At 74.0% G+C, this 12,906-nt stretch carries 13 protein-coding genes; 3 read left to right on the forward strand and 10 right to left on the reverse strand.

The genetic code is table 11. From position 1 onward, the window contains the following. Positions 1–49: 49 nt before the first annotated feature. A complete protein-coding gene (rlmN, locus tag AB0J24_RS06080) occupies positions 50–1,162 on the reverse strand; it encodes a 23S rRNA (adenine(2503)-C(2))-methyltransferase RlmN (protein ID WP_358676145.1) in 1,113 nt (370 codons plus the stop codon). 32 nt (positions 1,163–1,194) lie between these two features. Beyond that, the gene (locus AB0J24_RS06085; RefSeq protein ID WP_358676148.1) at positions 1,195–1,773 is read right to left on the reverse strand and encodes a hypothetical protein; all 579 of its coding nucleotides are present in this window, start codon (positions 1,771–1,773) and stop codon (positions 1,195–1,197) included. A gap of 186 nt (positions 1,774–1,959) precedes the next feature. On the opposite strand from AB0J24_RS06085, the gene AB0J24_RS06090 reads away from it, so the two are divergent. Beyond that, positions 1,960–2,415, forward strand: a complete 456-nt coding sequence (locus AB0J24_RS06090) for a Rieske (2Fe-2S) protein (RefSeq protein WP_358676151.1) — start codon at positions 1,960–1,962, stop codon at positions 2,413–2,415. A 104-nt stretch (positions 2,416–2,519) separates the two neighbouring features. Further along, positions 2,520–3,803, forward strand: a complete 1,284-nt coding sequence (locus AB0J24_RS06095; protein WP_358676154.1) for an MFS transporter — start codon at positions 2,520–2,522, stop codon at positions 3,801–3,803. Between the two features lie 118 nt (positions 3,804–3,921). Here the strand turns inward: AB0J24_RS06095 and AB0J24_RS06100 are convergent, their stop codons facing one another. The 5 genes from AB0J24_RS06100 to rpsB form a co-directional block, all read right to left on the reverse strand. Beyond that, complete coding sequence (locus AB0J24_RS06100) at positions 3,922–4,671, reverse strand: class I SAM-dependent methyltransferase (protein WP_358676157.1); 750 nt, start codon at positions 4,669–4,671, stop codon at positions 3,922–3,924. Then, on the reverse strand, positions 4,668–5,603 hold the full coding sequence (locus tag AB0J24_RS06105; RefSeq protein ID WP_358676159.1) for a phosphatidate cytidylyltransferase: 936 nt from the start codon (positions 5,601–5,603) through the stop codon (positions 4,668–4,670). Before AB0J24_RS06105 ends, AB0J24_RS06100 begins: the two co-directional genes overlap by 4 nt. 6 nt (positions 5,604–5,609) lie before the next feature. After that, positions 5,610–6,167 (reverse strand): ribosome recycling factor, encoded by a 558-nt coding sequence (gene frr, locus AB0J24_RS06110; RefSeq protein ID WP_358676162.1) that lies wholly within the window; start codon positions 6,165–6,167, stop codon positions 5,610–5,612. 102 nt (positions 6,168–6,269) lie between these two features. Continuing rightward, positions 6,270–7,085, reverse strand: a complete 816-nt coding sequence (gene tsf, locus AB0J24_RS06115; protein ID WP_358676165.1) for a translation elongation factor Ts — start codon at positions 7,083–7,085, stop codon at positions 6,270–6,272. Between the two features lie 97 nt (positions 7,086–7,182). Next, positions 7,183–8,043: a 30S ribosomal protein S2 gene (rpsB, locus tag AB0J24_RS06120; protein ID WP_358676168.1), complete on the reverse strand. Its 861-nt coding sequence runs from the start codon at positions 8,041–8,043 to the stop codon at positions 7,183–7,185. A gap of 780 nt (positions 8,044–8,823) precedes the next feature. On the opposite strand from rpsB, the gene AB0J24_RS06125 reads away from it, so the two are divergent. After that, positions 8,824–9,762, forward strand: coding sequence for a M23 family metallopeptidase (locus tag AB0J24_RS06125; protein WP_358676461.1), 939 nt, complete (start codon positions 8,824–8,826; stop codon positions 9,760–9,762). An 11-nt stretch (positions 9,763–9,773) separates the two neighbouring features. Here the strand turns inward: AB0J24_RS06125 and AB0J24_RS06130 are convergent, their stop codons facing one another. The 3 genes from AB0J24_RS06130 to dprA are packed head-to-tail and all read right to left on the reverse strand — an operon-like array spanning position 9,774 to position 12,904. Next, on the reverse strand, positions 9,774–10,826 hold the full coding sequence (locus AB0J24_RS06130; RefSeq protein ID WP_358676171.1) for a FliA/WhiG family RNA polymerase sigma factor: 1,053 nt from the start codon (positions 10,824–10,826) through the stop codon (positions 9,774–9,776). Continuing rightward, positions 10,801–11,739, reverse strand: coding sequence for a tyrosine-type recombinase/integrase (locus tag AB0J24_RS06135; protein ID WP_358676174.1), 939 nt, complete (start codon positions 11,737–11,739; stop codon positions 10,801–10,803). Before AB0J24_RS06135 ends, AB0J24_RS06130 begins: the two co-directional genes overlap by 26 nt. A gap of 31 nt (positions 11,740–11,770) precedes the next feature. After that, positions 11,771–12,904 carry a DNA-processing protein DprA gene (dprA, locus tag AB0J24_RS06140; protein WP_358676177.1) on the reverse strand — a complete coding sequence of 378 codons (1,134 nt, stop codon included), beginning with the start codon at positions 12,902–12,904 and terminating at the stop codon, positions 11,771–11,773. Positions 12,905–12,906: the final 2 nt, after the last annotated feature.

Here is a 12,906-nt window from a genome sequence, read left to right on the forward strand (position 1 = left end):
GTCGGGGCCCGGCCAGCCTAGGGCCGCGGCGCCCGCGGGAGCGCCCGGATCACCCGCCCGGGTGCGAGGCGGCGAGCTGACCGCAGGCGGCGTCGATCTCCTGGCCGCGGGTGTCGCGGACCGTGCAGGCGACGCCTGCGGCGCGCACGCGGCGCACGAACTCCTCCTCGACCGGCTTCGGCGAGGCGTCCCACTCGCTGCCCGGTGTGGGGTTGAGCGGGATCAGGTTGACGTGCACCCGGGAGGTGCCGATCCGCTGCCGCAGCAGCGTCCCGAGCAGGTCGGCCCGCCGCGGCTGGTCGTTGACGTCGCGGATCAGCGCGTACTCGATCGAGACGCGACGACCGGTGGTGGTGGCGTAGCGACGCGCGGCGTCGAGGACCTCGTCGACCTTCCACCGGTTGTTCACCGGAACCAGGGTGTCGCGCAGCTCGTCGTCCGGGCAGTGCAGGGAGACCGCCAGGGTGACCGGGAGGCCCTCGTCGCGGAGCCGGTCGATCGCCGGGACCAGTCCCACCGTCGACACGGTGACGCCGCGGGCCGAGATGCCGAACCCGTCCGGGGCGGGTGAGGTGATCCGGCGGACGGCGGCGACGACCCGCTTGTAGTTCGCCAGCGGCTCACCCATGCCCATGAACACCACGTTCGAGAGCCGGGTGGGCTCGTCGAGCACGCCGTCCCTGGCGTCGGCGGCGGCGCGGCGCACCTGGTCGACGATCTCGGCCGTGGACAGGTTGCGCTGCAGCCCGCCCTGGCCGGTCGCGCAGAACGGGCAGGCCATCCCGCAGCCGGCCTGGCTGGAGATGCAGACGGTGGCCCGGTCCGGGTAGCGCATGAGCACCATCTCGGCGAGCACACCGTCGTGGCCGCGCCACAGCGTCTTGCGGGTGGCGCCGTTGTCGCAGGCCTTCTCGGTGAGCGGGGTGACCAGCGGCGGCAGCAGCGCGCCGAGCTTCTCCCGCGCCGCGGCGTTGAGGTCGGTCATCGCCTCGACGTCGGCGGTCAACCGTCCGAAGTAGTGCCGGGCCAGCTGGTCGAGGCGGAACTTCGGCACGCCGAGGTCCGCGGCGGCGGCGGCACGCTGCGCCGGGTCGAGGTCGGCGAGATGGCGCGGCGGAGTGCCACGACGGGGGGCGTCGAAGACGAGCGGAAGGCTGGACATGACGCCCACCAGTGTGCCAGCCCGCCGGCGTGCTAGCGCAGGCCGGGGATCCGCAGGTTGTAGCGCCGCGCGAGGTCGTCCAGGATCCCCAGCCTGCGCAGCGCGGCCACCCACAGCACGAGGCCCGCGCCGAGACCGATCACCGGCTGCGACGCACCGGTGCCCTGGCCGGTCCAGGTGAGCGCCAGGAACGCCCCGAACGCGGCGATCAACAGCACCAGCGCCCCGGTGGCGACCAGGCTGCGCTCCTCCAGCACCGTGGACGCCTGGATCAGCAGGGCCCCGACCAGCGCGGCGGACACGGCGATCGAGATCTCCCGGTAGCCGACCAGCCCGAGGATCGCGGGCAGCAGGACCAGCCCCGCGACGCCGATCAGGATCAGCCGCTGCATCCGGCGTTTGCGCTCCGGGTGCAGGGTGACGAGCATCGCGGCGTTGCGGCGCCGCACGACCCACATGTACGCGGCCAGGAACAGGCCGAGCGCGACGAGCACGGTGCCGAACCCGCTGTCCAGGCCGCCCGCGCCGACCGTCCAGGCGAGGGTGCCGAGGACGATCTCCAGGCTCGGGGCCGGCACACCGAGCGAGGGCTGACGCGTGGTGTACGGCATGGGTCCACGGTAGCGAGACCGGTCGCCCGTTCGCCGCCACTCCCCCACGTCCGACGAACGGTTCGAGTTGACGCCCGTCCCACCGGAAATCGGACATCGTGGGACGCTGACCGCCCGGGCGGGCCCCGAACCTCGCCCGGTACACCACCACGGCCGGCCCCCGATCCGGCGCAGCGAGGAGCAACGATGACCCGTCCCGAGAAGATCGTCCCGGCCCCGGGCCCCGGCATCGGCCGCCGGGCGGTGTTCGCCGGAGCCGGCGCGGCCGTGATCGGCGCCGTCGCCGCATGTGGTGGTGCCACCACCGAGGACACCGGTGGCCAGCCGCAGAGCGGTGACGTGCCGGACGGGGCGCCCGGCGCCGAGCTCGGCCCCGCCTCGGACGTGCCGGTCGGTGGCGGGAGGATCTTCTCCGAGCAGCGGATCGTCGTCACCCAGCCCACCGAGGGGCAGTTCACGGGCCTGTCCTCGATCTGCCCGCACCAGGGCTGCTCGGTGGGGTCGGTGGCCGGCGGAGTGATCGTCTGTCCGTGCCACGACAGCCGGTTCGGCCTCGACGGAGAGGTGCTGCAGGGCCCGGCGCGGGGGCCGCTCGAACCGCGGCCGGTGACGGTCGCGGACGGGACGATCACCCTGGCCTGACTGGCGCGCCGAGGATCCCGCACCGGGCTCCCGGCTCCGGCCGGTCGCCCGGGGCCCGGCCGGCCCTTGACCTGAAGTGAACTTCAAATCCTACCGTCCGGCTCATGGTGAACACGAGCCGCCTGCGAGTGCTCCGGCCCTTCCGGTTGCGGGCCTACCGCGGACTCGCCCTCGCCCTGTCGATGTCGATGCTGACCTCGGGCATCTGGACGGTCGCCATGGTGTGGGAGGTGATCCGCATCGGTGGCGGCCCGGCTCAGGTGTCGCTGGTGGCCACCACGGCGACGGTCGTCGCCATCGTCGCCATGCCGATCGGCGGGGTCGTCGCCGACCGGGTGCCGCAGAAACTGATCATGATCGGAGTGCACGCGACCAACTCGGTCGCCCTCGGCGCCCTCGCCGTGCCGGCCCTGGCCGGGCAGACCCGATCCTGGATGCTGGTGACGGCGGCCGCCGTCGTCGCCACCGCCGGTGCGTTCGCCTTCCCCGCCTACTCGGCGTGGGTGCCCGCGCTGGTCCGGCCCGACGACCTCCTCGCGGTCAACGGTATCGAGGGAGTGCTGCGGCCGACGATGTTCGCGGCCGCCGGCCCGGCCGTCGCCGCGGCGGTGATCGGTGTCGCCTCGCCTGCTGCGGCCGTGGCCGTCGCCGCGACGTCGGCGGCCGTGGCCGTCACCGTCACCGCGACCGTGCCCCGGACACCGGTACGCCGCGCCGGTGCGCCGGGGGCGCCGGGCCTGCGGGGGGCGGTGGCCGATCTGCGGTCGGGTGCGTCGTTCGTCGTGCGCACCCGCTGGCTCGCGGTGACGCTCCCGATGGCCTCGGTCATGGTCCTCGCCCTGATGGGACCGTTCCAGGTGGTACTGCCCTTCCTGCTGCAGAACGACCACGCGGCCGACGTGGGGGCACACGCGGCGGCCGTCGCGGCGTTCGGGACCGGTGGCGCGGTCGCCTCGTTGGCCGTCGCGTCGCTGCGCTTCCCGCGGCGCTACCTGACCGCGATCGTGACGATGTGGGGCGCGCTCGCGCTACCGCTCGCCGTGATCGGGCTGGCGGACACCGTCGTCGTGGTGGTCGGCGCGGCGTTCGTCATGGGTGCGTTGTTCTCCGCCCCGAACACGCTCTGGGGGACGATCCTGCAACGGCGGGTCCCGCCGGAGTTCATCGGGCGGGTCTCCAGCCTGGATTTCCTGGTCTCCAACACCTTCACCCCCGCGTCGCTCGCGCTGGCCGGGCCCCTGGTGCTCGTGATCGGTGCCCCCGGGGTGTTCCTCATCGCCGCGCTCGTCACGCCGGTGGCCCTGGTCGTCGTGCTGCTGGTCGGGCGGCTGGGCCGGGACGAGACCGCTCATCCGCTCCGCGATCCCGACCCGGTGGGCGCTCCCTGACTACAGCAGCTGAGCTCGGCGGTCGGCGCCGGCGTGCCGCTGCGCCGTCGCCGGCGCACCCCGTCCCGCCCCCGACGTGGAGCGCCGGGCACCGGGCGGGTGCGGAGACCCGCCGGACTCAGAGCAGGACCAGCCCGGTGGGACGGCGCCGGGTGTGCACCCGGTAGCCGACCCGGACGGTCAGCCCGGCGACGTCGTCGATGGCCCGCTGCGCCGTGCGCGCCGAGAACTCGATGCGCAGCACGTCCTCCAGGTCCGAGCGACGGGCGAAGCGCCAGGTCGTCGTGACCCGGCGCAGCGCGAACCCGTGCCGGGCGAAGAAGCGGTCCACCGCAGGCGGGTCGTACCGGGGCAGCTCGGCCCGCAGCCAGTTCCCGTAGGGCCGGGACGTGAAGTCGAGATCGACGACGGCGAGCACACCACCCGGCCGCAGCACCCGCTGCGCCTCGGCCAGCCCCGGCTCGCAGCCCGGCCCGAAGAAGTACGCGGTGCGGGCGTGCACGACGTCGGCGGACGCGTCGGGCAGCGGGAGCGACTCCGCCCCCGCCTCCAGCACGGTGATCCGCTCTTCCCCCGCGCACCGGCGGCGTGCCCGCTGCACCAGCGGCGGGTGCGGCTCGACCCCGGTCACCGTGGACGCGTCCTGCGCGAAGCGGGGCAGGTGGAACCCGTCGCCGCAACCGACGTCGACGACGTCACGCCCGGCCCAGCCGCCGGTCTCCTCACGCAATGCCGACCAGAGCTCGCCGTCGGCGTCCTGCGCCCGGTTCTCGATCTCGTAGACCTCGGGCCAGTTCCAGATGTTCGGGCTCGGGATCGCCGGGCCGGGCCGCGGCTGCCCCCCGAAACCGGTCCAGGTGCGCCTCACGCGACCGGCACAACGAGCCCGAGGACCGCCCACGCCACGAACGCGGCCGGCAGCAACGAGTCGAGCCGGTCCATCAGGCCACCGTGCCCGGGCAACAGGGTGCCCATGTCCTTGATGCCCAGGTCGCGCTTGACCAGCGACTCCACCAGGTCACCGACGGTCGCGGTGGCCACCAGCAGCGCGCCGACCAGGGTTCCCCAGTACCACGGGACGCCGAAGAACAACGCGACGCACAGCGAACCGGCGACCATCCCGGCGATCTGCGAACCGGCGAAGCCCTCCCAGGACTTCTTCGGGCTGATCGTCGGCGCCATCGGATGCCTGCCGGCGACCACGCCCGCCGCGTAGCCGCCGACGTCGGAGGCGATCACGCAGATCAGGAAGGTGAGGACCCGGCCCACGCCCTGCGGGGCGACGGTCAGCTGGACCGCGAATGCGACCAGCAACGGGACGTAGAGCGCGACGAACACCGACGCCCCGATGTCCCGGACGAAGTGTGCCGCGCCCTCTCGCATCCGCCAGATCAGGCATCCGAGGACGGTCGCGGTGAGTGCGATCGCGGCGCCGCGCAGACCGAACGGCCAGGACAGCCAGACGACGGCCTGCCCGCCGGCCAGAAGGACCGGCAGCGAGACCCGGATCCCGGCGCCCCGGCGCAATGCGCCGGCCAGCTCCCAGGTGCCGATCGCGGTGACCGCGGCGAGGACGACCACGAAGCCCTCGGGCACGATCAACAGGCTGACCAGGATGACCGCGCCCAGCCCGACGCCGACGGCGATCGCCGCGATCAGGTTGCGGCCCAGCCGGGAACGCTTGTAACCCTTCATCCCGCGGACCAGCGTCGGCTCGCCCGCCGTCGCCGGGACCCCGGCCGGTGCCTCACCGGGCAGGTCGGAGGTCACGGGGACGGCGGCGTCGCGAGAGGGAGTCACCGGGCGTCAGACCTCGAGGAGCTCTGATTCCTTGTTCTTCACCAGTTCGTCGACCTGCGCGACGTACCGGTCGGTGAGGTTCTGCAGCTCCTTCTCGGCGCGCACGACCTCGTCCTCGCCGGCCTCACCGTCGCGCTGGATGCGGTGCAGCTCGTCCATCGCCTTGCGGCGCAGACCGCGCACCACGACGCGGGCGTCCTCGCCCTTGCTGCGGGCGACCTTCACCATGTCGCGGCGGCGCTCCTCGGACAGCGCGGGAATGATCACTCGGATGATCTGTCCGTCGTTGCTGGGGTTCACGCCGAGGTCGGACTCGGCGATCGCCTTCTCCATCGCCTTGAGCTGGCTGGCGTCGTAGGGCTTGATGACGGCCATCCGGGCCTCCGGGATGGAGACCGACGCGAGCTGGTTCAACGGGGTCGCGGCACCGTAGTAGTCGACGACGATCCGGGAGAACATGTTCGGCGTCGCCCGGCCGGTGCGCACGGACGTCAGGTCGTCCCGCGCGACGGCGACGGCCTTCTCCATCTTCTCCTCGACGTCGAAGAGGGTTTCGTCGATCACGGTTGCCTCACCCCGGCCTGTCGTACTCGCTGTTCCCACACCGATCCTCTCACCCCGGGCCCGGGCGGCGCGTACCGCACCGCCCGGGCCGGGTGAGCCGGATCAGTCCTGGCCGACCTCGAAACGGACGAAGTCCTTGACGGTCAGGCCCGCCTCGTCGGCGATCGCCTTCACGGACTTCTTCGGGTCGAGCACGGACGGCTGCTCGAGGAGCACGACGTCCTTGTAGAAGCCGTTGACCCGGCCCTCGACGATCCTCGGGAGCACCTGCTCGGGCTTGCCCTCCTCGCGCGCGGTGGCCTCGGCGATGCGCTTCTCGTTCTCGACGAGGTCGCCGGGCACCTGGTCACGGGTGGTGTACTGCGGGCGGGCCGCGGCGACATGCATCGCCAGGCTGCGGGCCGTCTCGTCGTCACCGCCGTCGTAGGACAGCACGACGCCGATGCCGGGAGGCAGGTCGGTCGAACGCTTGTGCAGGTAGACGGCGGTCGGGCCGTCGACGTTCACGTAGCGCTTGAGCTCGAACTTCTCGCCGATCCGGGCGGAGAGCTCCTGGACGGCCTCGCCGACGGTCTTGTCGTCGAGCTTCGCCTCGGCCAGCTCGGCCAGATCGGCCGGCTTCTGCTCGACCGCGGCCTTGAGGATCTTCTCGGCCAGCGCGATGAAGTCGTCGGACTTGGCGACGAAGTCGGTCTCGCAGTCGAGCTCGACCATGATGCCGCCCTCGGCGACGACCAGGCCGTTGGCCGTGGCGCGCTCGGCGCGCTTGCCGACGTCCTTCGCACCCTTGATGCGCAGGAGCTCGACGGCCTTGTCGAAGTCGCCCTCGGACTCCTCCAGGGCCTTCTTGCAGTCCATCATCCCGGAGCCGGTCAGCTCCCGGAGCCGCTTGACGTCGGCGGCGGTGTAGTTCGCCATCAGGTGTCTCTCGTCCTCTGGGTCGTGACGGGAATGGATCGCCCGGGAAGCACCGGCGACGGGACCCGGGCCGGGCCGTGGCCCGGCCCGGGCCCGCTCAGTTCTGGGTGCCGTTGCTGGAGGTGGTGGGCGCGGTCGCGGCGGAGGCACCGTCGCTGCCGGCGGCCGCGATGGCGGCACCGTCGGTACCCACCTCGGAGCCGGCCAGCACGTCCTGCTCCCACTCCGCGAGCGGCTGCTCGGCGGGGGCCTCGCCCTCACCGCGGCGGGCACCACGGGCGACCAGGCCGTCGGCCGCCGCCTTCGCGATCACCTTGGTGAGCAGCGCGGCCGAACGGATCGCGTCGTCGTTGCCCGGGATCGGGAAGTCGACCTCGTCCGGGTCGCAGTTGGTGTCCAGGATGGAGACGACCGGGATGTTGAGCTTCCGGGCCTCGCCGACGGCGATGTGCTCCTTCTTGGTGTCCACGATCCAGACGGCGGACGGGACCTTGGACATGTCGCGAATACCGCCGAGGGTCTTCTCGAGCTTGTCCTTCTCACGGGTGAGCGTGAGGATCTCGCGCTTGGTGCGCCCCTCGAAACCACCGGTCTGCTCCATCGCCTCGAGCTCCTTGAGGCGCTGCAGCCGCTTGTGCACGGTCTGGAAATTCGTGAGCATGCCGCCCAGCCAGCGCTGGTTCACGTACGGCATGTTGACCCGGCCGGCCTCGTCGGCGATGGCCTCCTGGGCCTGCTTCTTGGTGCCGACGAACATGATCGTCCCGCCGTGCGCGACGGTCTCGCGCACGAACTCGTAGGCGCGGTCGATGTAGGACAGCGTCTGCTGGAGGTCGATGATGTAGATGCCGTTGCGCTCGGTGAGGATGTAGCGCTTCATCTTCGGGTTCCAGCGACGGGTCTGGTGCCCGAAGTGCACGCCGCTGTCGAGCAGCTGCTTCATGGTGACGACGGCCATGGCCTGCGTTCACCCTTCGTATCGGGCGCGGCGGATGCCGCGCGTGCGGTTCACTGCGGGACCACCCGGTGGGTGGGCCGCCCTGGCGCCCGCCGCGGGACCGGGCCCGATTCACCGGCCGCCAGAGAACTCGACGATCGGATCCGCGGGACCGCCCGGTCTCCGCTCCCGGCGCCGTACCCTGCAGGGAGCTGCAGCGATGGCGAGCCGGGGACGCGGGCACGCGAAGTCACCACACAGAGCGTGGTGCGGGTACCAGTGTACGCCCGGGGTGTCCGGCCGCCCGCGGCGGAGCCCGTTCGCGGTCGCGCAGCCGTCGCCGAGCTGCGTCCGGGCATTCTCAGCGGGCCCACCGGTGGTGCTCTCGGACGCTCCACAGGTACCCGATCCGTCCACAGGTCCGCGATCCGCGGGTGCCGGCGCCGCGGGCGGTCGCAGGCTCACGAGGTGGACTCGACACGGGTGGTCACACCGTCCCCCGCCCGGCCGCTCGGACCGCCGCGGGGCAGGTCCGCGGTGACGGGGCGCGCCGTCCGGGCCGGGCCGGGTACGCGCTCAGGTGGCGGTGAGCGTTCGGGGGTGAGGCGCGCGTGGGGGGTGCCAGGCCCGCGGGAGGAGTCGTTCCCGGGGCAGGTGTCGTTCCCGTGGTGGGCGGCGTTCCCGTGGTGGGCGGCGTTCCCGTGGTGGGCGGCGTTCCCGTGGCGGGCGGCGTTCCCGGGGCGGGCGGCGTTCCCGGGGCGGGGGGACCGTCCGCGGCACGTGCACCGGCCTGGGCCCCGGATGCGGGGCCTGCTCCGGGCGGTGGCGATCGGTGCAGCCGTGGCGGTCGTGCTCGCAGCGGCGACCGGGCCCTGGCCGGCCGGGGCCGACCCCGCGGAGCAGAGCGTCCGGGCGGTGATCCGCCCACCGGCCGCTCCGGCCGGTCCGGCCGGTCCGGCACCGGATCCACCGGCGCCACCGCCTCACGTGGCACCCGGTCCCGGCACGCCCTCCGTTCCCGAAGACCCGGACGGTCCCGGAGACCCGCACGGTCCCGGTGACCCGCACGGCCACGGAGACCCGCACGGCCACGGAGACCCGCACGGTCCCGGTGACCCGCGGAGTCCGCGGGGCCCGGGGGGCACCGGAGGCCCCGGGGGTTCAGGAGAACTCGCGGGGCCGGGAGGTCCCGAGGTTCCGGGGGCGGCGGCCGCACCGGTTCCCGCACCGCCGCGCCCCCCGGGGGCCGGGATCCCGGCCCCCGGGGCGCACTACTCGTGGCCGCTGCATCCGCCCCCGCCGGTCACCGGTGCGTTCCGCCGCCCCACCTTCCGCTACGGCCCCGGGCACCGCGGCGCCGATCTCGCCGGCGGGACCGGACAGGCCGTCCTCGCCGCCCGGGAGGGGACCGTGGCGTTCGCCGGCCCGGTGGCGGGACGCGGGGTCGTGTCGATCGACCATCCCGACGGCCTGCGCAGCACCTACGAACCGGTGACGGCGACGGTCACGGCCGGCAGCACCGTCGCGGCGGGTGACCCGCTCGGTGCGCTGCAGGCCGGCCACCCCGGGTGCCCGGTCGCGGCATGTCTGCACTGGGGCGTGCGACGTGACCGGCTCGACCATCTCGATCCGCTGGTGCTGTTGCGCCCACCACGGGTCCGGCTGCTGCCATGGGACGGCGCTCCCCCGGACCACCGCCCCATCCCGGACCGGCAGGCCCCGGAGGTGGGCAGCCGGTGAGCGGCCGGAGATCAACCGGCGATCGCGTGCACCATCCGGCCGCGCAGTCTCGTGATCACTCTGGCGTGCAGCTGACACACCCGGGACTCGGTGACCCCGAGCAGCGCACCGATCTCGGCGAGCGTCAGGTTCTGCAGGTAGTAGAGCTGCACGACCATCCGGTCCCGCTCGCCGAGCTGCGCGATCGCCGCTCTGAGCTCCTGCGAGGTCTCCCGGCGGACCGTGACCGCGACCGGGTCCAGGGAGTCGTCACCGAGCAGGACGGGCAGGCCGTCCTGGCCCGGCATCGCGTTCTCCGCCAGGTCCTCGCTGCTGACGAGGTGACGGGGCCGGACCGCGAGGCGCAGCTCACGCAGGCCGATGCCCAGCTCGGCCGCGAGCTCGCGGTCGGTGGCCGGCCGCCCCACCCGGGAGCGGAGGGCGTCCCGGGCCCGTTCGACCTCCCGGATCCTGGCCCGCACGGTCCGCGGGACCCAGTCCTGGGCGCGCAGCTCGTCGAGCATCGCCCCGCGTATCCGCTGGGCCGCGTATCCCTCGAAGCGGATCCCTCGGGCCGGGTCGAACCGGTCGACCGCCTCCATCAGGCCGAAGGTGCCCGACTGCATCAGGTCGACCAGCTCGATCGAGGCGGGCAACCGCACGGCGAGCTTCACGCCGACGCCCCGGACCAGCCGCCCGTGCCGCTCCACGAGCCTGCGCCGGACATCCGGGCACCGGTGCGCGAGGAACGCGCGCCACAGCGGCACCTCGTCGGGATCGACGGTCTCGATCAGGTGGTCCCGCACCGGCCCGGGCGTGTCGGCCGCCGCAGCGCCGCCCGGTGGGACCAGCGCGATCCACCCGTCGCCCGCCCGGGGCGGCGAGGGGCTCGGGGGCCCGTCGACCGGGCCGCCCGGTTCCCGCGGAACGTCCGGGGGCGGCTCCGCGACGGCCGCGAGCGTGCTGTGCGGCAACGCGGCGCCGCTCGTCCTCCGGCCGAGGGCCGCTCCTGGGGTACCGGGGGACGCGGGAGGCCGGACGGACGCCCGCGGGGGCGCCTCACGCCCGAGGGTGGGCCTGGTCATGAACCACCTTCAGCCGATCAACGGTCACATGTGTGTAGAGCTGTGTCGTTGACAGCGTAGCGTGACCGAGTAACTCCTGTACGTAACGAAGATCCGCGCCCCCCTCGAGAAGATGCGTCGCTGCGGCATGCCGCAGCCCGTGCGGCCCCACGTCGGTGGCGCCCGGGACCGCCTGCATCGCACGGTGCACGATCGTTCGAGCCACCCGCGGATCCAGCCGCCCGCCCCGCACCCCCAGCAGGAGCGCCGGCGGGGACCCCGGCCGCGCCAGCGCGGGCCGACCGCGATCGAGCCAGCGACGCACGGCCCGTGCCGCCGGGACGCCGAACACGACCGTCCGTTCGCGATCACCCTTGCCCCTCACCCGCAGCGTGCGGCCGGCTTCGTCGACCTGGTCCAGGTCCAGGCCGCAGAGCTCCGCCACCCGGATCCCGGTGCCGTAGAGCAGCTCGAGCACGAGCAGGTCGCGCAGGGCCTCCGGATCGTCCTCGGTCGCCCCGGAGAGCACCGCGTCCAGGACGGCCGCCGCTTCCTCGACGGTCGGGACCTCGGGCAGTGCCGTGGCCGTGCCCGGCGAGCCGAGCCGGACGGCCGGGTCGTGCGCGAGGCGCCCGGTGCGGACGGCCCAGGCACAGAACGTCCGGGCGGCGGCCGTGCGACGGGCCATGGTCGCCCGCCCGGCGCCGGCGGCGTGTGTCGCGGCCAGCCGCCTGCGCAGGTGGTCCAGATCCAGCGCACCGAGCCCGGGCAGGTCGCGCAGGAGATCGGTGAGGTCGGAGCGGTACCCGCGCACGGTGTGCCCCGACCGACCGCGTTCGTGCAGCAGGTGACCGGTGAACGCCTCCAGCGCCGAGGAGACCTCCGGAGCGAGGCAGTTCTCGGGGTCGGCCCCGCCGGCCCGTGTGCGCGCCATGCACGGACCGTGCGCGGCCGCGGCTGCCCGGTCAAGGACCGCTCCGGCGCGCCGGGCGTTGCCACAGACCCTGGTGGTACTCGACCAGCCCGCGCCCCTCCAGCTCGACCAGCGCGATCCGCACCGCGTCGGGTGCGACACCCGCGACCTCGCCGATCCGGGCGGCCGACCACGCCGCGCGCACCGGGAGCGCGTCGTGCACCGCGAGTGTCCCGGTTGCGAGCCCGTCGGTCGGGCGGCGTTCGGCGACCCGTTCCGGTGCGAGATCGGCGCCGAGCCTGCCGATGATCTCCAGCACGTCCTCGGGCCTGCCGACCAGTTCCGCTCGCCTGCTCCGGATCAGCTCGTGACAACCCACCGACATCGCCGAGGTCACCGGGCCCGGAAGGGCCATGAGCGGGCGGCGGAGCGCCACCGCGTCCGACGCCGTCCGCTTCGAACCGCTGCGGGTTCCGGCCTCGACCACCAGGCAACCCGCCCCCAGCGCCGCGAGCAACCGGTTCCGGACCAGGAACCGGAGCCGGCCAGGGACGGTGCCGGGCGGGTACTCGGTGAGCACCAGCCCGGTGTCGGCGATCCGCTCGATCAGTTCGGCGTGCGCAGCCGGGTAGACCCGGTCCGGGCCGCAGGCCAGCACGGCGACGGTCCGGCCACCGGCCGCCAGCGCCCCGCGGTGCGCTGCGGCGTCGATGCCGAACGCGGCACCGGAGAACACGGTGACGCCCCGGCGGGCGAGTACCGAGGCGAAGTCGGCGGCCGCATGCAGGCCGTAGCGGGTCGCTCCCCGGGCCCCGACGACCGTCACCGACCGGTCCGCCAGGATGGACGGGTCACCCGGGCCCCTGGCCCACAGCGCCACCGGTGGTGCCAGATCGGCCCGCCGGGTGGTGTCGAACGCCGCGAACTGCCAGCCGGGCCACTGCGGGTCCTCCGGCACCAGCAGCCGGGAGCCCGCCGCAGCGGCCTCCGCGAGGTCGGCCTCGGAGGTGTCGGCCCCGCGGCGGGCCGCCGCCCGCTCCAGCAGCGCCTCGGGCACCGCGCCCCGCCGCACCCGGTCCGCGACCTCGACCGGGCCGTGCTGCTCGATCAGGCGCACCAGATCCCGGCTCGGGGGTTCGACCGTGCGCAGCAGGTAGGCGCGCGCCCGGAGGACCTCCTCGGGCACCG

It is taken from the genome of Pseudonocardia sp. NPDC049635, assembly GCF_040659795.1.
GTDB lineage: Bacteria > Actinomycetota > Actinomycetes > Mycobacteriales > Pseudonocardiaceae > Pseudonocardia.